Origin of the sequence: Arthrobacter sp. LjRoot78, from assembly GCF_964254335.1 — a bacterium.
Taxonomy (GTDB): Bacteria; Actinomycetota; Actinomycetes; order Actinomycetales; family Micrococcaceae; genus Arthrobacter.
Map to the genome: position 1 here is coordinate 1672942 of NZ_CAXUTG020000001.1, position 26364 is coordinate 1699305.

Genomic DNA, 26364 nt, shown 5'->3' on the forward strand with positions numbered 1-26364 from the left:
TGCATGAGCGAATCCTTCCGCCGGTCCCTCCGCGCCCTGCCCGACTTCCCCGACGACCTGCCGGATTTTGACCCCGAGGCTGCACCGGAGGACCCGGCCGAGCTGTTCCGGCACTGGCTTGCGGAGGCGCTTGCGGCCGGGGAACCCCAGCCGCATGCGTGCAGCCTGGCCACCGTGGGAGCCGATGCCCAGCCGTCGTCCCGGATGCTGATCCTGAAAGACATTGACGACGACGGCTGGCACATCGCGACGTCCCGCACCTCGCGCAAAGGCCAGGAACTCGCGGCGACACCGAAGGCTGCGCTGAATTTCTACTGGCCGCTGCAGGGCCGGCAGGTCCGCGTGGCCGGCGGCGTCGTGGAGCTGTCCGCCGAGGCGTCGGCGGCAGACTGGGCCGCCAGGCCTGCGGCGGACGGCAGCAGCAATCCGGACTGGCAGCTCTATGCCGTCCAGCCGCTCGAGATTGAGTTCTGGCAGGCCCGGCACGACCGCCGCCACGTCCGCCACCGCTACGGAGCCGGTCCGATCGGTCCAGCCCCGGACAGCCCCGGTCAGGGTACCGGCCTGCGTTAAGGACGATTAACTGTCCGCTACGATGGCGGGTATGACCGCAATCACAACGGAAGCGCTGCTCGCCGAACTCCACAAAGCCGCCGACGTCGTTGCCTCCCAGGCCGGCAAACTCGCCGAAGAAGACGTCCCGGCATCCTCACTGCTGCCGGGCTGGACGCGGGGCCACGTGCTCGCCCACCTGGCCGGTATTTCGAACGCGATGGCCCGTCAACTGGAATTCGCCGCGCGCGGCGAAACCGTGGAACTATACGACGGCGGCCAAGAGGGCCGCACCAAGGCCATCGAAATGGCAGCCGGCCACACCCTGGCGGAACACCGGGCCGATCTGGACTCTGCGCTGGAGCGCGCCATGCGGGCCTTCGATTCCCTGGACGCAGGTGGCTGGCAGGTTCCGATTTCCTACCGCGGGGGTGTGGTGCAGGACGGCGGGTTCGCGCTCTGGCGGGAACTCGTGATCCATGCCTCGGACCTCAAGACCGGCCTCGGCCCGGAAACCTGGAGCCGGCCCTTCTGCGAGCACCTGTTCGATTTCCTGGCAGCCCGGGTGCCGGACGGGCAGCGGTTCGTGCTGCAGCCACTCGGCCTTCCGCCCGTGACCGTCGGCACCGGAAACCGGTCCACCGTCATCAACGGAATGCTGACGGACATCGCCGCCTGGCTCGCGGGGCGCGAACCTTCCCTCGGCAGCCTGCGGGCGTCTGCTGCAGCCGACGGCGTGGATCTTCCGGAGTTGCTGCCCTGGCCCTCGGGAGTTCCGAGCACCAGGTAGGTCCGATCAGCAATTGAACGGGCCGGCAAGCAGGGCGCCCGGCAGGTAATCCGGCCGGTCGCCGCCCTGAGGGTTCCCGTCAGCCCTTTTCGCGTCCCAGCAGGCTTTGCTTGACGGCGAGTCCCCACCTGAATCCGCCCAGGGTTCCGTCTGTACGCACCACGCGGTGGCATGGCACGAACAGGGCCGCCGCGTTGAACGCGCAGGCACTCGCCGCAGCCCGGACGGCCCGCGGGTTTCCGGACAGCTCCGCGTATTCGGTGTAGGTGACCGGCCGTCCCGGGCTCACCGTGCGGAGGACATCCCAGGCATGGCTGCGGAAAGGCCCCGATTTCTGCAGTACGGGCACCCGCATGGCCGGTGCCGGATCGCCGGCGTAGAAAGCCGTAACGGCGTCGGAGATTTCGCCCAGGTCCAGGACAGGGACGAATTCATCCGGCAGCAGTTCGGGATGGATCTGCCCGGTCAGCTGCGCAGTCTCGGCAGTCCAGCCGGACGCCAGGACGGCACCATCGCGGGCAATGATCGTGAACGGACCGTCCGGAGTGGACATGGTCAGAAGTTCGGCTTTCATTTCTTCACTTTCCTGGGTTAAAACTACGGGGCTGAGAAATCGGAGGGGTTAACTCTTTAGGGTTAAATCGGCGGTACGGCGGACAGCGCCGGCGCCTGCCGCGTCTGCCTGGGCTTCGGGCTTATGGCGGCCGCCCGCCAGAGGTGCATGGTGGCATATGAACGCCAGGGGCTCACTTCGGTGAAGTCCGGCGTGGGCTTGCCGGGCGGCCGGCCGTCTTCCAGGCAGCCGGCGGACTCCCGGGAGCCGGCGGCCGCCGGGTTGCCGGCTCTGAGGGCGAGGATACCGTTGCGGACGGCCGCGTCATTGGCCAGGAACACGTCGGGCGCTCCGATTACGCGCATGGCGACGTATCCCACGGTCCACGGACCCACACCGGGCAGGGGGAGGAGCTTCGATTGCAGCCCGGCGAGGTCGTCTCCATAGCCGAAGTCGAGGTCCCCGGCGGCCATGGCACTGGCGGCGGACCGAACGGAGTCGATCCGCCGCCGGGGTCCACGCAACAGGCCAAAACCCGGGTCGGCGATCTGGGCCGCCGTGGGGAAGAGCCGGTGCAGCCCATCCGCCGGCACCAGGCTCTCGCTCCCGCAGGCGGACAGTTGGGTGAGTGCGGTCCGGGCGGCAGCGACGGTGATCTGCTGGCCGATCATGGCCCGGATCAGCAATTCCTGCGGATCCACAGCCCCGGGCATCCGCATGCCCGGGAAGGCTTTGACAGCCGGTGCCAGCCGCGGATCTGCTGCCAGTGCGCCGTCGATGGCCACCGGGTCGGCGTCGAGATCCAGGAGCCGACGGACCCGGCTCAGCAGTGACGGCAGGTCCCGGAGATCCACCGCACCGATGGTGAGGACCAAGGGCCGCCCCGGGGCGCCGGCGTCGTACGTTATGCCAAAGCGGGCGTCAGCGTGCGGGAGCCGCAAGGTCCTGGCGTAAGACGTTGCGGTGCCGGCCTCGATCCCGGGAATGACCCGGACCGCGAGGAAATCGAAGACGCCCGGATCGAACGGTTCACGGTAGGGGAGGTTCAGCGTCAGCGCCGTGGTCGCGGCCGGCGCCCGGTGGTGACTGGCAGTCCCCCGAACTGCGCTGCCCCGGACTGCCGTGCCCCGGAGCGCCGTCGGCGTCATGGCGAAGACCTCGCCGATGGTTTCATTGAACTGGCGGACGCTGCTGAACCCCGCTGCGAACGCCACGTCGGCCAGCTTCATCTGCGTGGACACCAGAAGCGTCCGGGCGGTCTGGGCCCTGCCGGCCCGCGCCAGCGATAGGGGACCGGCGCCCAGTTCGTGGCTAAGGATCCGGTTGAGCTGCCGCGACGAGTAGCCGAGCCGCGAGGCGAGCCCTTCCACGCCGTCGCGGTTGATCACGCCGTCGTTGATGAGCCGCATGGCCCGCCCCGCAATATCGGAACGGATGTTCCATGCCGGCGTGCCCGGAACGGCCTCCGGCAGGCACCGCTTGCAGGCCCGGTACCCCGCGTCGTGGGCCGCAGCGGAGGTTTCGTAGAACGTAACGTTCTCCGCCTTCGGCGTCCTGGCCGGGCATGAGGGGCGGCAATAGATGCCGGTTGTCCGGACAGCGGTGTAGAACTGCCCGTCGAAACGGGTGTCGCGGGCGTCGATTGCCCGGTAGCGCTGCCAGAAGTCCATGGCTCCATCCTGTCAGGTCCCCGCAGCGGGGGCTAGCGGAAATCGGACACGGCCGTGGGGACCCTGATGCGGCTGCGCTTTGTTAAAGTCAGTGCATGAGCAGCAGCCCGCCGCGCCCCGGACACGAACACTTCGTGCGGCAAGTGCTGTCCGGTGACGCCCGGCACGTGGCGCCCCTGGTGCTTGGCGCCGTCCTGACGCATGACAGCCCGGAGGGTGCCGTTTCCGTACGGATCACCGAGGTGGAGGCTTATCTGGGCCCCCGTGACTCCCCGCACCCGGACCCCGGTTCCCACACCTTCCGCGGACAGACCGGACGCAACACACCCATGTTCGGCCCCGCCGGGCACCTTTATGTCTACTTCACCTACGGCATGCACTATTGCGCCAACATTGTTTGCGGACCGCCCGGAACGGCGTCGGCCCTGCTGCTGCGGGGCGGGGAAATAGTGGGCGGCGAGGACCTTGCCCGGGCCAGGCGCCCGACGTCGAAATCCTCCAAAGACCTGGCCAGCGGGCCCGCCCGGCTCGCCACGGCACTGGGGCTGACGACGGCGGACAGCGGGCGGGACGCCCTCGGCGAGCCGTTCAGGCTGGAGCTGCCCGTGGCACGGGCACGTGAGATCAACACCGGGCCGCGCGTGGGTGTTTCGGGTGCGGGCGGCAGCCATGCGTATCCGTGGCGGTTCTGGCTGACCGGGGATCCCACGGTCTCGCGCTACAAGGCTGCGAAGGCCCGCCCGGACCGCCCTGTGGCCGCGCGCGGATCGTGAAGAATGGCGTCCACAGGCATAGGGTGGATGCGTGAATCTAAGCGAGCCGGGCCAAGCCAGACGAAACGTTCCCGTGGACCAGCTGATCAACAGCCTCTGCGCGACGGTGCCGGACTATCCCAAACCCGGAATCATCTTCAAGGACCTGACCCCGGTCTTCGCCAACGGTGCTGCCCTCCACGCCGTCGTGGACGCACTCGTGGAGCCCTTTAAGGGCCAGTTCGACGCCGTCGCCGGAGTGGAAGCACGTGGCTTCCTCCTGGCCGCCGCTGCCGCCTACGCCACCAACACCGGTGTGATTACCGTGCGCAAGGCCGGAAAGCTCCCTCGCAAGGTGATCTCGGAGGACTACGCGCTGGAGTACGGCAGCGCAACGCTGGAACTGCACACCACTGACCTCCCGGCCGGAAGCCGGGTGTTGATTCTCGACGACGTCCTTGCCACCGGCGGTACGCTCGGCGCCGCCACGCGGCTTTTTGAGCGCTGCGGAGTGCATGTTGCCGGGGTGGGCGTGGTCATGGAACTCGGCGAGCTTCGTGGCCGTTCCGCCCTGAGCGGCCACCGCGTCCGCTCGCTCATCCGGATCTAGCGTGGGCCCGCGGAGGCCGTTGAACCGGCGTTGGCGTGGACCCGGTGACCGAAGCGGGAAGCGGAAAACCGGGGAACTGAAATGTTTCAGGCGCGTTCAACAAAATGGTTGTAGAATGGACGGTCTGTCTTTTGCGATAGGGGAAAGTCTCGATGCTCGACGCTGATTTGGCCCATGAACGGGACTATGTTGCGGGACTGTATGCCCGCCTTGATGAGTTGCGCGAGGAAAAGCGCACTCAGCTAGCCCAGGTCCGCCGTGCCGGAGCCGTGGGAACAATGCAGAACGTTTCCGAACGGGACGCGTTCGCGGCCCTTTATGAGGACCGCCTGGCGCAGTTGGACGCCGTGGACGACCGGCTGGTTTTTGGCCGCCTTGACCTGGACTCGGGGGAGGCGCAGTACATCGGCCGCATCGGCCTGACGACTGATGACCTCCAGCGGCTCATGGTTGACTGGCGCGCGCCCGAAGCCGGGCACTTCTACCAGGCCACTGCCTTCGACCGCCAGGGCGTGCGCCGCCGCCGCCACCTGATTCTGCAGGGCCGCGAGGTCAAGGCCATTGAAGACGACGTCCTGGACGCCGACATGCTGGCCGACAACGAATCCCTGCAGGGGGAGGGCGCACTGCTGGCCGCCCTGAACTCCAAGCGCACCGGACGCATGTCCGACATCGTGGGCACCATCCAGTCGGAACAGGACCGGATCATCCGCTCCTCCATCGCCGGCGCCGTCGTCGTCCAGGGCGGACCCGGAACAGGCAAGACCGCCGTCGCCCTGCACCGTGCCGCGTACCTCCTGTACACGCACCGCGACCGGCTCAAGACTGCCGGTGTGCTTCTCGTGGGCCCGTCGTCGTCGTTCATGAAGTACATTGAGCGCGTCCTGCCGTCACTCGGCGAGACGGGTGTGGTCATGGCGAGCGTCGGGCGGCTCATGCCGGGCATCAATGCCGTACCGGAGCAGGAAGCGGATGTCGCGGCCGTCAAGGGACGGCTGGACATGGCCGAGGTCGTGGCCAACGCCGTGTCCAACAGGCAGCGCATTCCGGCCGAGAACCGGATCCTTGAGGTGGACGGCCGCAAGCTGGTCCTGACCCCGCGCCAGGTGCGGCGGGCACGGGAGAAGGCCCGCGCCACCCACAAGCCGCACAACGAGGCGCGCCTGACGTTCGTGAAGATCCTGCTCCGCGAGCTGACCGAACAGATGACCGAGCTCGTCGAGGCCGGCAGCATCGGCAATAACGCCGACCGCTCGTACCTCGCCGAGGACGTCCGCACTGCCCGCGATGTCCGGATCGCGCTGAACCTTTGCTGGATGCCGATGACGCCGGAGAAGCTCATCTCCGAGCTGTTCAGCAAGCCGGCCATCCTTGAAGCCTGCACGCCCCAGCTGACCGACGCTGAGCGCGCGCTGCTGGCCCGCCCGGCCGACAGTCCCTGGACCGAGGCCGATGTTCCGCTGCTGGACGAAGCGGCTGAACTTCTGGGCGAGCTTGATCCCGCAGCGGGCCGGGGCCTGGCCCAGCAGGAGCACGACCGCGCCCGGGACATCGCCAACGCGAAGCAGACGCTGGTGAACATGGAAACCGCCGGTGTGGACGTGCTGATGACGGCCGAGGAACTCGTGGACCAGAACCAGGAGCGGGAAGCGCGGCTCACCGCGGCCGAACGGGCTACCACTGACCGCACGTGGGCATTCGGGCACATTGTTGTAGACGAGGCCCAGGAACTGTCGCCGATGCAGTGGCGCCTGCTCGTCCGGCGCTGCCCGCTGAAGTCGTTCACGATTGTCGGCGACATCGCCCAGACCAGTTCCGTGGCCGGGGCCAAGTCCTGGCAGAGCGCGCTGGAGCCGATGTTCGGCGACCGCTGGCAGCTTGAGGAACTCACCGTCAACTACCGCACGCCGTCCCAGATCGCGGAGGCTGCAGCCCGGATGGCCACTGCCGCCGGACTGGTGATTTCCGCTCCTAAAGCGGTCCGGGAGGGACGCTGGTCGCCGATCATTGACCGCGTGGATGACGGGTCAGTGGTCAGCCGGCTCGTTGAGGTCCTGCCGGATGAGCTGGACGCGCTCGACGGCGGCCTGCTTGCGGTGATTGCCGACGGCGAGCTCCTCCCGCAAGCCACCTCCGCGCTGCGGGCTGCCTACGGCCGCCGCGTCGGTACCGGCGCCGGCAGCTACGAGCAGGACATCGTCGTCATCAGCCCGCGCGAGGCCAAGGGCCTGGAGTTCGACGGTGTGGTGGTGCTCGAGCCGTCCATGATGCTCAACCATGAGCACGGACGGGTGGGGGACCTCTACGTTGCCATGACCCGGCCCACCCAGCGACTGCGGCTCATCTCCGCCGCTCCGGTACCGGCAGGCATCGAACGCTGATCCTGGCTGGTGCCTTGTGGTTACTCGCGAGAACACGGCTGGCGGGAGGTCCGGATAGTTCCGGCCTCCCGACGGTCCCGCGGCACTGTCATGCAACGCGCATTTGGCTCCCGCGCAGCGCTCCGGACCGGGCAATCCTGCTAACTTAGATCACGTGTCCCAACTAAATGATCTCGAGTCCCAGCAGAACGATCCGACCTTTGCCAACATCTGGCAAGAGCTCAACTGGCGCGGCCTGGTCCACGTGTCCACTGATGAAGTGGAACTGGAAAAGCTGCTCGCCGGGGACCCGATCACCTATTACTGCGGATTCGATCCCACCGCGCCCAGCCTGCACCTGGGCAACCTCGTGCAGTTGCTCCTCATGCGCCGCATCCAGCTCGCCGGCCACAGGCCGCTGGGCCTGGTCGGCGGATCGACAGGCCTGATCGGTGACCCGCGCCCGACGGCGGAACGCACCCTGAACACCAAGGACACCGTTTCCGAATGGGTCGGGTACCTTCAGGCACAGGTCCGCCGCTTCCTCAGCTTTGAAGGCGAAAACGCGGCCAGGATGGTTAACAACCTGGACTGGACCGCGCCCCTGAGCGCCATCGACTTCCTGCGCGAGATCGGAAAGCACTTCCGGGTCGGCACCATGCTCCGCAAGGACGCCGTTGCCTCCCGCCTGAGCTCGGATGAAGGCATCAGCTACACCGAATTCAGCTACCAGATCCTGCAGGGCATGGATTACCTCCAGCTCTTCCGTGACTACGGTTGCGTGCTGGAGACCGGCGGCTCTGACCAGTGGGGCAACCTCACCAGCGGCACCGAACTCATCCGCAAGGTTGAGGGCAAGCACGTGCACGCACTTGGCACGCCGCTCATCACCAATTCGGACGGCACCAAGTTCGGCAAGAGCGAAGGCAATGCCATCTGGCTCGATCCGGAGATGTGCAGCCCGTACGCGTTCTACCAGTTCTGGCTGAACACGGCCGACGCCGACGTTGCCGCGCGGCTGAAGGTGTTCACCTTCCTGACGCGCGCCGAGATCGAAGCCCTGGAAGTTTCCATTGCCGAGCGTCCCTTTGCCCGTGAAGGCCAGCGCCGGCTTGCGTTTGAAGTGACCTCCCTGGTCCATGGGGTTGAGGCAACGGAAAAGGTCATCGCTGCTTCCGCGGCGCTTTTCGGCGGCGGGGACCTTGCGGCGCTGGACGAACGGACCCTGACGGCTGCCACCGCCGAGCTGCCTTCGGCCCGTGTTGCAGCTGACGGCCTTGGCATCGTGGATCTGCTCGTGGCCTCCGGGCTCTCGGACAGCAAATCGGCCGCCCGCCGGACCGTGGGTGAAGGCGGCGCCTATGTCAACAACACCAAGGTCACCGATCCTGAGGCAGTCATTGCGGGCAGTGAACTTCTGCACGGGCGCTACCTGCTCCTGCGCCGCGGGAAGAAGAACCTGGCAACTGTGGAAGTGGCTGCTTCCTAGGGCTGACAGTTACCACGACGTCATGTGCACGCTCCTTTCCGGCCGATTTGCGAGGCCGGGGAGGAGCGTGTATTGTTTTCTGAGTCGCCGCCGCTGAGTGGTGACAGACCCCCTACAAATGAAAAGCAATTCTTCATGCGCAAGTCGCAGAAATGAAAAATTGCTTCATATTTTGCTGGGCGGGTTCACTCCACCAAGTGAACTTCGGAAGAATAGCCGGATTTGCAAAGTGGAAATGAATGAAATAAGCTAGAAACATCGCAGCGAAGAAATGATAACAAAGAATTCATCGGAATTCAAATATTTGTTTGAAAAGTATTCGAATGTGCCTGTTGTTTGAGAACTCAATAGTGTGCCAAGTTTGTTGATACCAATTTATTTATATGGATTGGTTGAATTGACTGGATCCGCCACCCCGTGGTGTGGTCTGGTTTTTACAGCTGGTTTCAAATTTTGCAGCTTTTTTCTTCCGTTTTCCCGGGGGTTTTGAGTTGTGTTCGTTTTTGTTTTACTTCAACGGAGAGTTTGATCCTGGCTCAGGATGAACGCTGGCGGCGTGCTTAACACATGCAAGTCGAACGATGACCTCCAGCTTGCTGGGGTGATTAGTGGCGAACGGGTGAGTAACACGTGAGTAACCTGCCCTTAACTCTGGGATAAGCCTGGGAAACTGGGTCTAATACCGGATATGACTCCTCATCGCATGGTGGGGGGTGGAAAGCTTTTTGTGGTTTTGGATGGACTCGCGGCCTATCAGCTTGTTGGTGAGGTAATGGCTCACCAAGGCGACGACGGGTAGCCGGCCTGAGAGGGTGACCGGCCACACTGGGACTGAGACACGGCCCAGACTCCTACGGGAGGCAGCAGTGGGGAATATTGCACAATGGGCGAAAGCCTGATGCAGCGACGCCGCGTGAGGGATGACGGCCTTCGGGTTGTAAACCTCTTTCAGTAGGGAAGAAGCGAAAGTGACGGTACCTGCAGAAGAAGCGCCGGCTAACTACGTGCCAGCAGCCGCGGTAATACGTAGGGCGCAAGCGTTATCCGGAATTATTGGGCGTAAAGAGCTCGTAGGCGGTTTGTCGCGTCTGCCGTGAAAGTCCGGGGCTCAACTCCGGATCTGCGGTGGGTACGGGCAGACTAGAGTGATGTAGGGGAGACTGGAATTCCTGGTGTAGCGGTGAAATGCGCAGATATCAGGAGGAACACCGATGGCGAAGGCAGGTCTCTGGGCATTAACTGACGCTGAGGAGCGAAAGCATGGGGAGCGAACAGGATTAGATACCCTGGTAGTCCATGCCGTAAACGTTGGGCACTAGGTGTGGGGGACATTCCACGTTTTCCGCGCCGTAGCTAACGCATTAAGTGCCCCGCCTGGGGAGTACGGCCGCAAGGCTAAAACTCAAAGGAATTGACGGGGGCCCGCACAAGCGGCGGAGCATGCGGATTAATTCGATGCAACGCGAAGAACCTTACCAAGGCTTGACATGGGCCGGACCGGGCTGGAAACAGTCCTTCCCCTTTGGGGCCGGTTCACAGGTGGTGCATGGTTGTCGTCAGCTCGTGTCGTGAGATGTTGGGTTAAGTCCCGCAACGAGCGCAACCCTCGTTCCATGTTGCCAGCGCGTAATGGCGGGGACTCATGGGAGACTGCCGGGGTCAACTCGGAGGAAGGTGGGGACGACGTCAAATCATCATGCCCCTTATGTCTTGGGCTTCACGCATGCTACAATGGCCGGTACAAAGGGTTGCGATACTGTGAGGTGGAGCTAATCCCAAAAAGCCGGTCTCAGTTCGGATTGGGGTCTGCAACTCGACCCCATGAAGTCGGAGTCGCTAGTAATCGCAGATCAGCAACGCTGCGGTGAATACGTTCCCGGGCCTTGTACACACCGCCCGTCAAGTCACGAAAGTTGGTAACACCCGAAGCCGGTGGCCTAACCCCTTGTGGGAGGGAGCTGTCGAAGGTGGGACTGGCGATTGGGACTAAGTCGTAACAAGGTAGCCGTACCGGAAGGTGCGGCTGGATCACCTCCTTTCTAAGGAGCACCTACAGCCACCGTGCCCCGTGTATGCGGGTGTGGCGGGGTTGTCAGGAGTATATGCCCGTTGCGCAGACGAAAGTTCTGCGGCGGGTGCTCACGGGTGGAATATCAACAAATAGCGGCCGCCGGTTTTTTCCCTGCGCCTAGTACGGACCCTTGCTGTGAGTAATTGCGGCGGGTGTGTCCTGGAACGGTGCGGGGATGGGAGTGGTGGTTTAGTGTTTGGCACACTGTTGGGTCCTGAGGCAACAGGGCCGGGTGCTGCGGCTTTTTGGCTGTGGTGGTTCGGTACTTGTTTGTTTCTGGTTTCCTGGCTGCATCGATCGCATGGTTGCTTTGTCCTTTTTGTGGGGGCGGGTGTGTGTGGGGTGTGTGGTACGGGGTTGTTGTTTGAGAACTACATAGTGGACGCGAGCATCTTTTATAAGAAGCAATTTCCAAGAATATGAACCTGGATCTGTTGTGCTGTCTTTCGGGATGGTGCAGTGGTTTCTGTGGTTCTCTCGAAAATTAGTTTTTTTGATCTTTTGTGGTCAAGTTTTTAAGAGCACACGGTGGATGCCTTGGCATTAGGAGCCGAAGAAGGACGTAGGAATCTGCGATAAGCCTGGGGGAGTCGATAACCGGACTGTGATCCCAGGGTGTCCGAATGGGGAAACCCCGCCAGGGGCGCGAGCTGCCTGGTGACCCGCATCTGAACACATAGGGTGCGTGGAGGGAACGCGGGGAAGTGAAACATCTCAGTACCCGCAGGAAGAGAAAACAATAGTGATTCCGTTAGTAGTGGCGAGCGAACGCGGATCAGGCTAAACCGTTCCATGTGTGATAGCCGGCGGGCGTTGCATGGTCGGGGTTGCGGGACTTCCCGTGCTGGTTCTGCCGGACCAGCGAGGTGTGATGTGCAGGCATAGGTGAACGGTCTTGAAAGGCCGGCCAGAGAGGGTGTGAGCCCCGTAACCGTAATGTTGTGTACCGCCTGGGAAGTATCCCAAGTAGCACGGGGCCCGAGAAATCCCGTGCGAATCTGTCAGGACCACCTGATAAGCCTAAATACTCCCTAATGACCGATAGCGGACCAGTACCGTGAGGGAAAGGTGAAAAGTACCCCGGGAGGGGAGTGAAACAGTACCTGAAACCGTGTGCTTACAATCCGTCGGAGCCAGTCTGATTCTGGTGACGGCGTGCCTTTTGAAGAATGAGCCTGCGAGTTAGTGTTACGTCGCGAGGTTAACCCGTGTGGGGCAGCCGTAGCGAAAGCGAGTCTGAATAGGGCGTTGCAGTGGCGTGATCTAGACCCGAAGCGAAGTGATCTACCCATGGCCAGGTTGAAGCGACGGTAAGACGTCGTGGAGGACCGAACCCACTTCAGTTGAAAATGGAGGGGATGAGCTGTGGGTAGGGGTGAAAGGCCAATCAAACTTCGTGATAGCTGGTTCTCCCCGAAATGCATTTAGGTGCAGCGTTGCGTGTTTCTTACCGGAGGTAGAGCTACTGGATGGCTAATGGGCCCTACAAGGTTACTGACGTCAGCCAAACTCCGAATGCCGGTAAGTGAGAGCGCAGCAGTGAGACTGTGGGGGATAAGCTTCATAGTCGAGAGGGAAACAGCCCAGACCACCAACTAAGGCCCCTAAGCGTGTGCTAAGTGGGAAAGGATGTGGAGTTGCGAAGACAACCAGGAGGTTGGCTTAGAAGCAGCCATCCTTAAAAGAGTGCGTAATAGCTCACTGGTCAAGTGATTCCGCGCCGACAATGTAGCGGGGCTCAAGTACACCGCCGAAGTTGTGGCATTCACATTTTATCCAAGCCTTTGTGGTTCAGGAGTGTGGATGGGTAGGGGAGCGTCGTGTGGGCAGTGAAGTCGCGGTGTAAACCAGCGGTGGAGCCTACACGAGTGAGAATGCAGGCATGAGTAGCGAAAGACGGGTGAGAAACCCGTCCGCCGAATGATCAAGGGTTCCAGGGTCAAGCTAATCTGCCCTGGGTAAGTCGGGACCTAAGGCGAGGCCGACAGGCGTAGTCGATGGACAACGGGTTGATATTCCCGTACCGGCGAAAAACCGCCCATGCTGAACAGGGGATACTAACTGCCCGAAGCCTGCCCGATCGCCCTTGTGGTGTGAGGGTTTTGGTGGAGCGCGGGACCTGATCCTGGGAGGTAAGCGTATTAACAGGTGTGACGCAGGAAGGTAGCCGAGCCGGGCGATGGTTGTCCCGGTCCAAGGATGTAGGGCGAACGGTAGGCAAATCCGCCGTTCATGATGCCTGAGACCTGACGGGACCCCCGTATGGGGGGATTCGGTGATCCTATGCTGCCTAGAAAAGCATCGACGCGAGGTTTTAGCCGCCCGTACCCCAAACCGACACAGGTGATCAGGTAGAGAATACTAAGGCGATCGAGAGAATTATGGTTAAGGAACTCGGCAAAATGCCCCCGTAACTTCGGGAGAAGGGGGGCCCCAACCTTGAACACCACTTGCTGGTGGGAGGGGATCGGGGCCGCAGAGACCAGGGGGAAGCGACTGTTTACTAAAAACACAGGTCCGTGCGAAGTCGCAAGACGATGTATACGGACTGACTCCTGCCCGGTGCTGGAAGGTTAAGAGGACCGGTTAGCCGCAAGGCGAAGCTGAGAATTTAAGCCCCAGTAAACGGCGGTGGTAACTATAACCATCCTAAGGTAGCGAAATTCCTTGTCGGGTAAGTTCCGACCTGCACGAATGGAGTAACGACTTCCCCGCTGTCTCAACCATAAACTCGGCGAAATTGCAGTACGAGTAAAGATGCTCGTTACGCGCAGCAGGACGGAAAGACCCCGAGACCTTTACTATAGTTTGGTATTGGTGTTCGGAGTGGCTTGTGTAGGATAGGTGGGAGACGTTGAAGCCCGGACGCCAGTTCGGGTGGAGTCATCGTTGAAATACCACTCTGGTCACTTTGGACATCTAACTTCGGCCCGTAATCCGGGTCAGGGACAGTGCCTGATGGGTAGTTTAACTGGGGCGGTTGCCTCCTAAAAAGTAACGGAGGCGCCCAAAGGTTCCCTCAGCCTGGTTGGCAATCAGGTGTCGAGTGTAAGTGCACAAGGGAGCTTGACTGTGAGAGAGACATCTCGAGCAGGGACGAAAGTCGGGACTAGTGATCCGGCGGTACATTGTGGAATGGCCGTCGCTCAACGGATAAAAGGTACCTCGGGGATAACAGGCTGATCTTGCCCAAGAGTCCATATCGACGGCATGGTTTGGCACCTCGATGTCGGCTCGTCGCATCCTGGGGCTGGAGTAGGTCCCAAGGGTTGGGCTGTTCGCCCATTAAAGCGGTACGCGAGCTGGGTTTAGAACGTCGTGAGACAGTTCGGTCCCTATCCGCTGCGCGCGCAGGAAATTTGAGAAGGGCTGTCCTTAGTACGAGAGGACCGGGACGGACGAACCTCTGGTGTGTCAGTTGTACTGCCAAGTGCACCGCTGATTAGCTACGTTCGGATGGGATAACCGCTGAAAGCATCTAAGCGGGAAGCTCGCTTCGAGATGAGATTTCCATACACCTTGTGTGTGAGAGGCCCCCAGCCAGACCACTGGGTTGATAGGCCGGATGTGGAAGCGAGGACTAACGACTCGTGAAGCTGACCGGTACTAATAGGCCGATAACTTACACCACACACCATTGGTGAACCCGTTTCAAAAGGGGTTCACACCAAACAATGGTACGAAGATAACAAGACTGCTTGCGTCCACTATGTGGTTCCCAACCAACAAACCCGTTGCGTTCAGGAATCAACAATAAAATAACAACACCACAACTGCCTTAACCGGCAGAACACATGTTGTAACCACAGATTTCCCGCCCCGGACCACACGTCCAGGGCGCGGAGCAAGGGTTACGGCGGTCATAGCGTGGGGGAAACGCCCGGTCCCATTCCGAACCCGGAAGCTAAGACCCACAGCGCCGATGGTACTGCACCCGGGAGGGTGTGGGAGAGTAGGTCACCGCCGGAACACCATTCAGGTCGAGAGCCCCAACCACACGGTTGGGGCTCTCCCGCATTTAAACCACCCCTAACACCACACCCCCTCGCGGGTCATGGCCCCTTTCGCAGGACCCTCCCGCCACCGGCAAAACCGGCCAGGCACCCACGCCAGCCACCGCCGTCGAACCTCCCCCCAAAGTGCGAGAGCATCCATGACTTTCCCGCGGGAAGTGCGAGAGCGACGGGGAAAAACCCGCCGGAAGTGAGAGAGCGTCCATAGGGGAGGAACGTCCGCTGCTCAGGGATTGCCCCGGAACGAAGCGGACTGGAAGCCCGGCCGTGCCCAAACGCTGAGTTGGGTTCGACGTCCTTGTGAGGCTTGCCACGGGAGCGGCCCATGGGGCTGCGGCAGTTAGTTCGTGAGCGGTGACTCGCCTAGAATTGCATGAGATGTACGGACTTCGAAGCGCTTCATTTCGGGTTGCGTAGGATAACGAAACACGGATAAGAGCGGCTGCGATTGCGCCAGTGGTCGGCTCATAACAGGAGGAATCCAACATGGCTGAGCACAACGGCGGAAATCGAAGCGGAAAAGACCGCGGCAGTTCTGGAGGCGGCCGGCCCTCCGGCGGTGGCCCCTTCCGACCATCGAACAACTCAGGCGGCGATCCCCGCGGATTCCGCGCCAGGGATGACCGCGGTGAGCGTCCGTCCCGCGAAAGTGGGGGAGAGCGCCGCAGCTTTGGCGCCGCTGGTGGCGATCGTGACCGGAAGCCCTTCGGTGAGCGTCCGTCCCGTGAAGGTGGCGGAGAGCGTCGCAGCTTTGGTGGTGGCGATCGTGACCGGAAGCCGTTCGGCGCCGGTGGCGATCGTGACCGTAAGCCCTTCGGTGACCGTCCGTCCCGTGAAGGCGGCGGGGAGCGCCGCAGCTTTGGCGCCGGTGGTGGCGATCGTGATCGTAAGCCGTTTGGCGCCGGTGGTGGCGATCGTGATCGTAAGCCGTTTGGTGAGCGTCCGTCCCGCGAAAGTGGGGGAGAGCGTCGCAGCTTTGGTGGTGGCGATCGTGATCGTAAGCCGTTTGGCGCCGCTGGTGGCGATCGTGACCGTAAGCCCTTCGGTGATCGTCAGTCCCGTGAAGGCGGCGGGGAGCGTCGCAGCTTTGGCGCCGCCGGTGGCGATCGTGACCGGAAGCCTTTCGGCGCCGGTGGCGATCGGGACCGTAAGCCCTTCGGTGACCGTCCGTCCCGTGAAGGCGGCGGGGAGCGTCGCAGCTTTGGTGGTGGCGATCGTGACCGTAAGCCGTTTGGTGACCGTCCGCGCCGTGAGGGTGAGGGCGAACGCCGCAGCTTTGGTGGCGGCGACAACCGCAAGCCTTTCGGCGACCGCCAGGAACGTGCTCCCAGGAGCTTTGACCGCGGCGAATCGGGCCCCCGAGACTTCGGACGCGACCGCCCCGAGGACCGTCCCGCACGCGTACCCAACGCCCGCGACCTGCGCAGCGCCAACCGCCCGGACCGTGAGCGTTCTCCCCAGATCGATGAAGATGTCACGGGCCAGGAGCTGGACCGCGCCACGAAGCACGAGATCAAGACCCTCGAACCCAAGAGCGCTGAGTGGGTCGCACGCCACCTGGTGATGGCGGGCCGCCTCATTGACGAAGAACCGGAACTTGCCTTCCAGCATGCTCTGGCTGCCAGCCGCCGCGGTGGACGCCTGTCCGCAGTGCGCGAGGCAGTTGGCCTGACCGCCTACGCTGCAGGCCACTACGGCGAAGCACTGCGTGAGTTCCGCACCTACCGCCGGATCAGTGGATCCAACGTGCACCTGCCCGTGATGGCCGACTGCGAACGCGGCCTGGGACGTCCGGACCGCGCCCTTGACGTGGCGCGCTCGGAGGAAGCCAACGACCTCGACGCGCCCGGCAAGGTTGAACTGGCCATCGTGGCTGCCGGCGCCCGCACCGACCTCGGCCAGCTGGATGCGGCCGTTGCCGAACTGGAAATCGCCCAGTTGGATATCAACCGCGCCTTCTCCTACAGCCCCCGACTGTTCCGTGCTTACGCTGATGCTCTCGCGGCAGTGGGCCGCACGGAGGAATCCGCAAAGTGGCAGCGCCAGGCCGTTGTCGCCGAGAACGCCCTCGGCCTTGGCGAGGATGAGGAACCTGACATCATCGACCTCGGCTGGGACGAGGAAGAAGAAGCCCGGGAAGAGGAAGCTCGGCGCCGCCTGCTTGCCCAGCAGCAGGCTGACAGCGCTCCGGCCGCAGCGCCCGGCGTCCGCGACGAGAGCCAGTCGGCCGTCGTCGAGGCTGCTGCCTCGGACGCTGCCGCATCAGACGCAGCTGCCTTGGACGAAGGCTCCGATGACGCCGAAGGCGATTACTTCGAATCCGACGACGCCGAGTCCGACCAGGACTCCGTCGAGGCGGACGAACTCGAAGACGGTACCAGCGAAGACGGCACCTCCGAGGACGCCTACGATGCCGGGGATGCCGATACCGCAAACTCGGACCGCGAAAGGGAATAACAGCGCATGAGCGGTGCTTCATTGATCTCCAGGTTCGACGCCCTCCTGTCGGACCTTGACGGAGTCGTCTACGCCGGTCCCCACGCCATCCCGGGCGCCGTCGAGGCCCTGCGGCAACTGGCAGGAATCGACGTCGGACTTGGCTACGTCACCAACAACGCATCCCGGACGCCCGCGCAGGTGGCAGCCCACTTGCGCGAGCTTGGCGCTCCCGCCGAAGACGAGCAGGTGGTCAGTTCCTCGCAGGCGGCCGGCGAGCTGCTGGCCGGACTCCTGCCGGCGGGCGCGCGTGTCCTGGTGACAGGGAGCCCGGCACTGGCGCATGAGGTGGAGCTCGTGGGACTGACCCCGGTCCACAGTGCAAAGGACAATCCGGTAGCCGTGGTCCAGGGATTCAATCCCGAGATCGGCTGGAGGGACCTCGCTGAGGCCTCATACGTTATCGCCGGCGGCGCCCTCTGGGTTGCCACCAACACGGACATGTCCATCCCGCAGGCCCGGGGCATCGCTCCCGGCAACGGAACCCTGGTGGCTGCCGTTGCGGCGGCCACCGGACAGCGGCCCCTGGTGGCCGGAAAGCCCGAGGCGCCCCTGTTCCGCACCGCCGCCAAGCGGCTCACCTCCGACCGTCCGCTCGTCGTCGGCGACCGGCTGGACACCGACATCCTCGGCGGAAACAACGCCGGCTTCGCCACGGTGGCGGTGCTCACCGGCGTCGATACCCGGGAATCGATCCTCGCCGCCCGCACGGCCGAGCGGCCGGACTACCTCATCAATGACCTCAGCGATCTGTACCGCCCGTACCCCGTTGTGGAAGAGCACGACGGCGGCACGTTCCGTTGCGGTGCAGCCTCCGCCGTGGTGCGGGGAGAATCAGTCCACATCAGCGGGCTTCCCGGTGACCTGGACTCGTGGCGTGCGGCCTGCTCGGCGTGGTGGTCGGCAAATCCGCAGGAAGACGCTCCGCTGGCACCGGCCATCGAATGGCTGACGCACTAAGACGACTCACTAGACTGGGAACATGACCGAGCTGAACAACATTCCGGACGCCGGCAGTGGCGTGAGCCCGGTCGGAGACTCTGCGGTCGACGAGGTCCTTGACCGCCTGGCCGACATTCAGGGCCTGCCTGTTGCCGGGCATGCCGAGGCCTACTCCGCACTCCACGACGCACTGCTGGATGCGCTGAACGACGACGACCCTTCGGCTGAGGGTGACGCCTGAGGATGGCAAGGCTTGATCAAATGCTCGTCGCCCGCGGGCTGGCGAGGTCCCGTACCCATGCCGCGCGCCTGATTGCCGAAGGCAAAGTCAGCTCAGGCGGCAGTGTTCTCGCCAAAGCCTCCGTCCAGGTGGACGACCTCACGCCCCTGGACGTTGCCGATGACGGGCAGGACACGTATGTCAGCCGTGCCGGCCACAAACTGGCCGGGGCCCTGGACGCATTCCCGGACGTCACAGCGGAAGGAAAGCGCTGCCTGGACGCCGGAGCCTCCACCGGCGGCTTCACTGAGGTCCTGCTGAGGCGCGGCGCGGACCACGTGGTGGCGGTCGACGTCGGACACGGCCAGCTGGTTGCCCAGCTCAGGAACGACCCCCGCGTGTCCGTGCACGAAGGCCTCAACGTGCGCTACATGACGCCTGACGCGATCGGCGGCCCTGCGGCGCTGACTGTCGCTGACCTGTCGTTCATCTCGCTGACCCTGGTCCTGGTGCCGCTGGCGGCATGCACGCACCCCGGCGGTGACCTGGTCCTGATGGTCAAGCCGCAGTTCGAGATCGGCAAGGACCGGCTGGGCCGCACCGGCGTAGTGAATTCCGAACGTGAACGCCGGATGGCGGTGGAAAAAGTCGCCAATGCAGCGCTGGACGCCGGGCTCGAGCTGCGCGGCCTCGCAGCAAGCCCGCTGCCCGGCCAGGACGGAAACGTCGAATACTTCCTGTGGATAAAGCGCAGGATCACCTCAGACTTGCCTAAGATCGAAGAGCGGGACGCAGCCCTTGCTGCGTTGCTCGGAACAATCTGGCCGAACCACTAGAAAGCGGAACCCGATGAGCAGGCGTGTACTGGTCCTTGCCCACACCGGCCGCGAGGAATCACTGAAGGCTGCCTGGGAGGCGTGCATCCAGCTGCACGCCTCAGGCATTGTTCCCGTGATGCAAAAATCCGAACTCGAAGACATGGAAGGTTTTTTCGGCCGGCTCGATGATCCCGTCGAGATCCTCCACGACCACATCCAGCTCGCCGACGTCGAGCTTGTCATGGTCCTGGGCGGTGACGGCACCATCCTCCGTGCCGCCGAGCTGGTCCGGGAAGTGGACGTGCCGCTGCTCGGCGTCAACCTGGGCCATGTGGGCTTCCTCGCCGAGAGCGAGCGGGCCGACCTTGCCCAGACCGTGGAATGGATCGCCAGCCGCGACTACACGGTGGAAGAGCGGATGACCATCGACGTCCAGGTCTGGGTCCGCGGACAGAAGATCTGGCACACGTGGGCGCTGAACGAGGCCGCGATCGAGAAGGGCAACCGGGAACGGATGCTTGAGGTGGTCACGGAGGTGGATGAGCGTCCTCTGACTTCGTTCGGCTGTGACGGTGTGGTGATGGCAACGCCCACCGGCTCAACGGCCTATGCCTTCTCCGCCGGCGGTCCGGTGGTGTGGCCCGAAGTGGAAGCCCTGGTGATCGTTCCCATCAGCGCCCACGCGCTGTTCGCCAAGCCGCTGGTGGTCTCACCCCGGTCCAGGCTGGCCGTAGAGGTCCTGAACCGGACCGATGCCCAGGGTGTGCTCTGGTGTGACGGCCGCCGTTCCGTGGACCTGCCGCCGGGCGCACGCGTGGAAGTGACGCGCTCGGCCACGCCGGTGCGGCTCGCGCGGACGCACCAGACACCCTTCTCGGCGAGGCTGGTCCGGAAGTTCCAGCTTCCCATTCACGGCTGGCGCGGGCCCATGCCCCAGTCCGAGTCCATCCACACCGGGCCCGTGCCCATCATCCGTACCCCCAGGCCCATGGCGCCGCCCGCGGGTCCCCGGCACACCGGGACGTCCGAGACTGATCCGACGACTGCGAAGTGAATCATGCTTGAAGAACTGAGAATCCGCGACCTCGGCGTCATCACCGACGCAACCCTCCCGCTTGGCCCTGGCCTCAGCGTGGTGACCGGCGAGACCGGCGCCGGCAAGACCATGGTGGTCACCGCCGTCGGCCTCCTCCTGGGTGCCCGCTCGGATGCGGGCGCGGTCCGCAGCGGCGCGAAGAGCGCCTCGGCGGAGGCCGTCCTGAAGCTGGACGCCGGCCATGCCGCCGTGCACCGCGCCCGGGAAGCCGGCGCTGACGTTGAAGAGTTCGACGGCGGCGCCGAACTGATCCTTGCCCGTCGCCTGGGGGCGGACGGACGCAGCCGTGCCTACCTTGGCGGGCGCGCCGCCCCCGTGGGGGTCCTCGCGGAGATCGGCGAAAGCCTGGTGGTGGTCCATGGCCAGTCAGACCAGATCAGGCTTAAGGGGGCAGTTGCCCAGCGCGGTGCCTTGGACAAATTTGCCGGCGACACCCTGGCGGGCCCGCTGGGGACATACCAGTCGCTGTACAGCCACTGGAAGGCCAGCCAGGCGGAGCTGGACACTCTGCGCGGTGCCGCACGGGACAGGCTCCGCGAAGCGGAATCGCTGCAGATAGCCCTGGCAGAGATCGATGACGTGGATCCGCAGCCGGGGGAGGACGAGTCACTCAAGGCTGAGGCCGTGAAACTGGCCAACGTGGAAGAACTCAGGATTGCGGCTAATACCGCGCACCAGGCGCTCATCGCGGAGGACTACGGCGACGAGGGCGACGCCACCACCCTGGTGGACGCGGCGAAACGGACCCTGGAACACGTGGCCGAACACGATGCCGAACTCGGAGCGGCAGCCGCGCGCCTGGCGGAGGTCGGTTTCCTGCTGAACGACATCGCCACGGAACTGGCGAGCTACCAGGCCGGGCTGGATTCCGAGGGGCCGGAGCGGCTTGCTGAAATCGAGGACCGGAGGGCCGCCCTGGCCAAGCTGGTCCGCAAGTATGCCCCCAGCATCGACGAGGTCCTGGTCTGGGCGGAGAACGCGCGTGTCCGGTTCGACGAACTGCAGGACGACTCCACCCGGATCGAGGCGCTGGACGCGGAGGTCACCCGGACCGAGGCTGAGCTCAAAAAAGAGGCTGCGGCCATCAGCAAGATCCGCGGCAAGGCAGCCAAGGACCTCTCGGCACGGGTCAGCGCCGAACTGAAGGCCCTGGCCATGGCCGACGCGACCCTGGTGATCACCATCGAGCCCGCCGCCCAGCTGATGCCGTACGGCGCGGACGAGATCTCGTTCCTGCTCCAGCCCCACTCCGGTGCGCCGGCGCGGCCGCTGGGCAAGGGCGCCTCCGGAGGCGAGCTTTCCCGCGTGATGCTTGCCATTGAGGTGGTGCTGGCTGCCGTGGATCCGGTGCCCACTTTTGTGTTCGACGAAGTGGATGCCGGCGTGGGCGGGCGGGCCGCCGTCGAGATCGGCCGCCGGCTGGCCATGCTGGCACAGCATGTGCAGGTCCTGGTGGTCACGCACCTGCCCCAGGTCGCCGCGTTCGCAGACCAGCACATCACCGTCACCAAAACATCGGTCAGAGGGGCCGACGGCGGCACCGCCACCGGGTTCACCTCGAGCGACGTGCGGCTGCTCGATGGCCCCGAAAGGGTCAAGGAGCTGGCCCGGATGCTTGCCGGCCAGGAGGATTCCGAGACGGCCCAGGCCCACGCCCAGGAGCTTCTGGACGACGCCAAGCTGCTGCCGCAGCGGGCCTGAGAATACTGCGAGACTGGTCACATCCGCCGGACCGGTCCGGCACCCGGAAGCCGCCGTCCCCTGACCAGGCTTGATCAGGAGGGGACAGCGGGGGAGACTGAAGCATTTGGGGAATCCGATTTTCGACCCGTGGAAGGCTCAATTGATGATAGGCTCGAATTCCGTGGTGCAGCGATCAAATTCCCGTGTAAATTCCCGGTTCCCGGGCTCGTCCAAGACGACCAAACACATCTTCGTCACCGGCGGTGTGGCGTCCTCGCTAGGCAAGGGACTGACGGCTTCGAGCCTCGGCCACCTGCTGCGGGCACGCGGTTTGTCTGTAACAATGCAGAAGCTCGATCCCTACCTGAATGTGGATCCGGGCACGATGAACCCCTTCCAGCACGGCGAAGTCTTCGTGACTGACGACGGCGCCGAGACTGACCTGGACGTCGGCCACTACGAGCGCTTCCTCGATGAAAACCTTGAGGGGTCCGCCAACGTCACGACCGGCCAGGTCTACTCCACGGTTATCGCCAAGGAACGCCGCGGCGAGTACCTCGGCGACACCGTCCAGGTCATCCCGCACATCACCGATGAGATCAAGCGCCGGATGCGGCTTCCTGCCGAAGGCAAGAACGCTCCGGACGTCATCATCACGGAGATCGGCGGAACCGTAGGCGACATCGAGTCGCAGCCCTTCCTCGAGTCCGCCCGCCAGGTCCGCCAGGACATCGGCCGCGGCAATGTCTTCTTCCTGCACGTGTCCCTGGTCCCGTACATTGGACCGTCCCAGGAACTGAAGACCAAGCCGACGCAGCACTCCGTTGCCGCGCTGCGCTCCATCGGCATTCAGCCCGAGGCGATCGTGATCCGTTCGGATCGCGAAGTCCCGCAGGCCATGCGCGACAAGATCGGCCGCATGTGCGACGTCGACATCGATGCCGTGATCGGCTGCCCGGACGCCCCGAGCATCTACGACATTCCCAAGACCCTGCACTCCCAGGGCCTGGACTCCTACATCGTCCGTGCACTGGACCTGCCGTTCAAGGATGTTGACTGGACCAGCTGGGACAAGCTGCTCGAAGCGGTCCACAATCCCAAGCACGAGGTGGAAATCGCCCTGGTGGGCAAGTACATCGACCTGCCGGACGCCTACCTCTCCGTCACCGAGGCCCTACGCGCCGGCGGTTTCGCCAACGACACCAAGGTGAAGATCCGCTGGGTCCCCTCGGACGAATGCGAAACGCACGAAGGCGCCGTCAACTCCTTGGACGGCGTGGACGCCATCTGCGTGCCCGGGGGCTTCGGCATCCGCGGCCTCGAAGGCAAACTGGGCGCTCTGAAGTACGCCCGCGAAACCAAGCTGCCGGTCCTGGGCCTGTGCCTGGGTCTCCAGTGCATGGTCATCGAGTACGCCCGGAACGTGGTGGGCCTCGAGGGCGCATCGTCCAGCGAATTCGAGCCGGACTCCAAGTACCCGGTTATCGCCACCATGGAAGAGCAGCTGGACATCGTCGACGGCAAGGGCGACCTTGGCGGCACCATGCGCCTTGGCCTCTACGAAGCCAGGCTGGACGAAGGCTCCGTAATCGCCGAGACCTACGGCACCACCAAGGTCAGCGAACGGCACCGCCACCGCTACGAGGTCAACAACAAGTACCGCGACCAGATTGCGTCGAAGGGGCTCGTGTTCTCCGGCACGTCCCCGGACGGCAAGCTGGTGGAGTACGTGGAGCTTCCCCGCGACGTCCACCCGTACTACGTGGCCACGCAGGCGCACCCGGAGCTGAGCTCCCGCCCCACCCGGCCGCATCCTTTGTTCGCGGGCCTGGTCAAGGCAGCGCTGGATCACCAGAAGGGCGGGGACCTGCTTCCCTCCGCTAACGGCGCGGAAACGAAGACCGCGGAAGTAACCGGTGCGGAAGCACCGGCTGAGGCCGGCGGCTCCGCCCGCAAGGTCTCGGCCAAGTAGTCACCAACTAAATCAAAGGACGGCGCGATGCCCGGTATGCCTGAAACCCCCAATGCTGCACGGCAGGTTTCGGATGCGCCGAGCCCGCGCCGTCTTTTGTCGTCCCGGAAGGTGTATGAAGGCCGCATCTGGGACGTTGTCAGCGACAGCTTCCAGCTCAGCGAAAACGGCGACGAGCTGGTCCGCGATTACATCGACCATCCGGGCGCGGTGGCAGTCCTGCCTATGAACGAGGCCGGTGAAGTGCTGCTGATGAAGCAGTACCGGCATCCCGTGGGCATGGACCTGTGGGAGATCCCGGCCGGCCTGCTGGACATTGAGGGTGAGGACTTCGTCGTAGGCGCCGCTCGGGAGCTTGCCGAGGAAGCGGACCTGGTAGCCGGGACATGGAATGTGCTGGCAGACTTTTTCAACTCGCCCGGATCCTCCAGCGAGGCCATCCGCATCTACCTTGCCCGGGACCTGAGCGATGTGCCCGATCATGAACTCCATGTCCGCACCGATGAGGAAGCGGAGATCGAGCTGCACTGGACGCCGCTGGAGGACGCAGTGGCGGCAGTCCTGGAGGGCCGGCTGCACAACCCGTCCGCCGTCGTCGGAATTCTTGCCGCAGCGGCGGCCCGCGCAGAAGGCTTCGAACATCTGCGTCCGGGGAACGCACCCTGGCCCGCCCATCCCAGCCAGCGTTGATGGGCAGCACCGTCACTCCCGCGCCGGAACGTGCCGGTGCTGAACAGGCACAATCGGCGTCCGGCGCGGAAACGGCTGTTCGGCCGCGCAACGCCATAGACCGGGCAGTGGGCGACTACCTCCAGCACATGGGCGTGGAGCGGGGGCTGGCAGCGAACACGCTGTCCGCCTACCGCCGCGACCTGTCCCGTTACGCCAACTACCTCGCGGCGTGCGGTCCGGACCGCCCAGGCGAGGTCACCCGCCGGCACGTCACCGGCTTCGTGCAGGCATTGTCCGACGGTTCCGACGGCGGGACGGCCCTCGGTGTCAGGTCTGCGGCGCGGACGGTCGTGGCGGTCCGCGGGCTCCATAAGTTCTGGGCCCTGGAGGGAATCACGACGGCGGATCCCGCCAGCGACGTCCACCCGCCAATGCCGGGTAAGCGCCTGCCCAGGGCGATCAGCGTCGATGAGGTCACCAGGATCCTGGAAGCGGCCGGCACGGACACGGCAACAGGCCTGAGGGACCGGGCCCTGCTGGAATTCCTCTACTCCACCGGCGCCCGCATCAGCGAGGCGGTGGGCCTGGATGTGGACGACATCTCGCTGCAACCGGAGCTGGACGGCCCGGCGATAGTCCGGCTGTTCGGCAAGGGGTCCAAGGAACGTCTGGTGCCTTTGGGGTCGTACGGTGCACGCGCCCTTGACGCGTACCTTGTGCGGGGGCGGCCTTTGCTTGCAGCCAAAGGCAAGGGCACGCCGGCGCTTTTCCTGAACGCCCGCGGCGGCCGGATCAGCAGGCAGAGCGCCTGGACCATCCTCAAGGCAGCGGCGGACAAAGCCAACATCACCAAGGACGTCTCGCCGCACACCCTGCGCCATTCCTTTGCCACACACCTCCTGGAAGGCGGCGCGGACGTCCGGGTGGTCCAGGAACTCCTGGGCCACGCCTCGGTCACCACCACGCAGGTCTACACGCTGGTCACAGCCGATACCTTGCGGGAGATCTACGCCGCCGCCCACCCGCGGGCGCTGGGCTGAACTCTCAAGTCAACACAGCTAGTCTGGGTCCATGACGTCGACCCCCGTAACACTCTGCTTCCTGCTCCGGGACCGGCCCGACGGGGGAACGGATGTCCTCCTCGGCCTCAAAAAGACCGGCTTTGGCATTGGCAAGATCGTGGGGCTGGGCGGTCATGTGGAACCGGGGGAGAGCCACGCCGAGGCGGCATGCCGGGAAGTGCAGGAAGAGTCCGGCGTAGTAGTGCTCGAGCGGGACCTGCGCCCTGCCGGCGTCGTGGAGTTTGTCTTCCCCCACCGCCCGGAATGGAACATGCACACCACCTTGTTTACCACCCGCCGGTGGCACGGCGAACCGGCGGAAAGTCCGGAGATCGAGCCCGAATGGTTTGATGCGCTGTCGTTGCCGGTGGACCGCATGTGGCAGGACGCGGACCACTGGCTGCCGCCGGTGCTGGGAGGCGGGACGGTGGACATAGTGGTCACCCTCAACGCCGACAATGAAACCGTGGCGTCGTCAGTGAGCGTCCTGCGGAATTTGTAAGCAGGACCCACGACGGCGGCCGGTCACCTGTGAAAGGTGACC

The 26364-nt window shown here is 64.2% G+C and carries 19 protein-coding genes and 3 rRNA genes; 19 read left to right on the forward strand and 3 right to left on the reverse strand.

Annotated features, from left to right (window positions below):
* Window positions 1-3: 3 nt before the first annotated feature.
* Complete coding sequence (locus tag ACSQ1X_RS07705) at window positions 4-573, forward strand: pyridoxamine 5'-phosphate oxidase family protein (protein ID WP_436057234.1); 570 nt, start codon at window positions 4-6, stop codon at window positions 571-573.
* Between the two features lie 31 nt (window positions 574-604).
* Window positions 605-1342 carry a maleylpyruvate isomerase family mycothiol-dependent enzyme gene (locus ACSQ1X_RS07710; protein WP_436057235.1) on the forward strand — a complete coding sequence of 246 codons (738 nt, stop codon included), beginning with the start codon at window positions 605-607 and terminating at the stop codon, window positions 1340-1342.
* Window positions 1343-1421: 79 nt separating this feature from the next.
* On the opposite strand, the gene ACSQ1X_RS07715 is transcribed toward ACSQ1X_RS07710, so the two are convergent.
* Both ACSQ1X_RS07715 and ACSQ1X_RS07720 read right to left on the reverse strand, forming a co-directional pair.
* Window positions 1422-1916, reverse strand: coding sequence for a methylated-DNA--[protein]-cysteine S-methyltransferase (locus tag ACSQ1X_RS07715; protein ID WP_436057236.1), 495 nt, complete (start codon window positions 1914-1916; stop codon window positions 1422-1424).
* Between the two features lie 62 nt (window positions 1917-1978).
* Window positions 1979-3565, reverse strand: a complete 1587-nt coding sequence (locus ACSQ1X_RS07720) for a DNA-3-methyladenine glycosylase 2 family protein (protein WP_436057237.1) — start codon at window positions 3563-3565, stop codon at window positions 1979-1981.
* A 95-nt stretch (window positions 3566-3660) separates the two neighbouring features.
* Here ACSQ1X_RS07720 and ACSQ1X_RS07725 point away from each other — a divergent pair, with 95 nt between their 5' ends.
* From ACSQ1X_RS07725 to rrf, 7 genes are all read left to right on the forward strand, one after another.
* Window positions 3661-4338: a DNA-3-methyladenine glycosylase gene (locus ACSQ1X_RS07725; RefSeq protein WP_436057238.1), complete on the forward strand. Its 678-nt coding sequence runs from the start codon at window positions 3661-3663 to the stop codon at window positions 4336-4338.
* Window positions 4339-4369: 31 nt separating this feature from the next.
* Window positions 4370-4927, forward strand: coding sequence for an adenine phosphoribosyltransferase (locus ACSQ1X_RS07730; protein WP_436057239.1), 558 nt, complete (start codon window positions 4370-4372; stop codon window positions 4925-4927).
* Window positions 4928-5079: 152 nt separating this feature from the next.
* A complete protein-coding gene (locus ACSQ1X_RS07735; RefSeq protein WP_436057240.1) occupies window positions 5080-7308 on the forward strand; it encodes a HelD family protein in 2229 nt (742 codons plus the stop codon).
* Between the two features lie 154 nt (window positions 7309-7462).
* Window positions 7463-8776, forward strand: coding sequence for a tyrosine--tRNA ligase (tyrS, locus tag ACSQ1X_RS07740; protein ID WP_436057241.1), 1314 nt, complete (start codon window positions 7463-7465; stop codon window positions 8774-8776).
* Between the two features lie 513 nt (window positions 8777-9289).
* Window positions 9290-10815: ribosomal RNA gene (locus ACSQ1X_RS07745) — 16S ribosomal RNA — on the forward strand.
* A gap of 537 nt (window positions 10816-11352) precedes the next feature.
* Window positions 11353-14478 (forward strand): 23S ribosomal RNA (locus ACSQ1X_RS07750).
* A gap of 221 nt (window positions 14479-14699) precedes the next feature.
* Window positions 14700-14816 (forward strand): 5S ribosomal RNA (rrf, locus tag ACSQ1X_RS07755).
* Together the 16S, 23S and 5S rRNA genes form the textbook arrangement of a ribosomal RNA operon.
* A 629-nt stretch (window positions 14817-15445) precedes the next feature.
* Here the strand turns inward: rrf and ACSQ1X_RS07760 are convergent.
* On the reverse strand, window positions 15446-16471 hold the full coding sequence (locus ACSQ1X_RS07760) for a hypothetical protein (protein WP_436057242.1): 1026 nt from the start codon (window positions 16469-16471) through the stop codon (window positions 15446-15448).
* Between the two features lie 39 nt (window positions 16472-16510).
* Between ACSQ1X_RS07760 and ACSQ1X_RS07765 the strand changes: the two genes are divergently transcribed.
* The 10 genes from ACSQ1X_RS07765 to ACSQ1X_RS07810 all read left to right on the forward strand — a co-directional run bounded on the left by ACSQ1X_RS07765 (window position 16511) and on the right by ACSQ1X_RS07810 (window position 26322).
* Window positions 16511-17317, forward strand: a complete 807-nt coding sequence (locus tag ACSQ1X_RS07765; protein ID WP_436057243.1) for a hypothetical protein — start codon at window positions 16511-16513, stop codon at window positions 17315-17317.
* A 6-nt stretch (window positions 17318-17323) separates the two neighbouring features.
* A complete protein-coding gene (locus tag ACSQ1X_RS07770; RefSeq protein ID WP_436057244.1) occupies window positions 17324-18316 on the forward strand; it encodes an HAD-IIA family hydrolase in 993 nt (330 codons plus the stop codon).
* A gap of 22 nt (window positions 18317-18338) precedes the next feature.
* On the forward strand, window positions 18339-18539 hold the full coding sequence (locus ACSQ1X_RS07775) for a hypothetical protein (RefSeq protein ID WP_055800251.1): 201 nt from the start codon (window positions 18339-18341) through the stop codon (window positions 18537-18539).
* 2 nt (window positions 18540-18541) lie between these two features.
* Entirely contained in the window at window positions 18542-19354 is an 813-nt protein-coding gene (locus ACSQ1X_RS07780; protein WP_436057245.1) for a TlyA family RNA methyltransferase, read from the forward strand.
* A gap of 13 nt (window positions 19355-19367) precedes the next feature.
* On the forward strand, window positions 19368-20390 hold the full coding sequence (locus tag ACSQ1X_RS07785) for an NAD kinase (RefSeq protein ID WP_055800244.1): 1023 nt from the start codon (window positions 19368-19370) through the stop codon (window positions 20388-20390).
* Window positions 20391-20393: 3 nt separating this feature from the next.
* The gene (gene recN / locus ACSQ1X_RS07790) at window positions 20394-22133 is read left to right on the forward strand and encodes a DNA repair protein RecN (RefSeq protein WP_436057246.1); all 1740 of its coding nucleotides are present in this window, start codon (window positions 20394-20396) and stop codon (window positions 22131-22133) included.
* Window positions 22134-22278: 145 nt separating this feature from the next.
* Window positions 22279-24087 (forward strand): CTP synthase, encoded by a 1809-nt coding sequence (locus tag ACSQ1X_RS07795; protein WP_055800237.1) that lies wholly within the window; start codon window positions 22279-22281, stop codon window positions 24085-24087.
* 27 nt (window positions 24088-24114) lie between these two features.
* Complete coding sequence (locus tag ACSQ1X_RS07800; protein WP_055800232.1) at window positions 24115-24777, forward strand: NUDIX domain-containing protein; 663 nt, start codon at window positions 24115-24117, stop codon at window positions 24775-24777.
* Window positions 24777-25799 carry a site-specific tyrosine recombinase XerD gene (gene xerD, locus ACSQ1X_RS07805; RefSeq protein WP_055800230.1) on the forward strand — a complete coding sequence of 341 codons (1023 nt, stop codon included), beginning with the start codon at window positions 24777-24779 and terminating at the stop codon, window positions 25797-25799. The genes ACSQ1X_RS07800 and xerD overlap by 1 nt, the downstream gene beginning before the upstream one ends.
* Before the next feature lie 31 nt (window positions 25800-25830).
* Complete coding sequence (locus ACSQ1X_RS07810; RefSeq protein WP_055800227.1) at window positions 25831-26322, forward strand: 8-oxo-dGTP diphosphatase; 492 nt, start codon at window positions 25831-25833, stop codon at window positions 26320-26322.
* Window positions 26323-26364 lie beyond the last annotated feature (42 nt).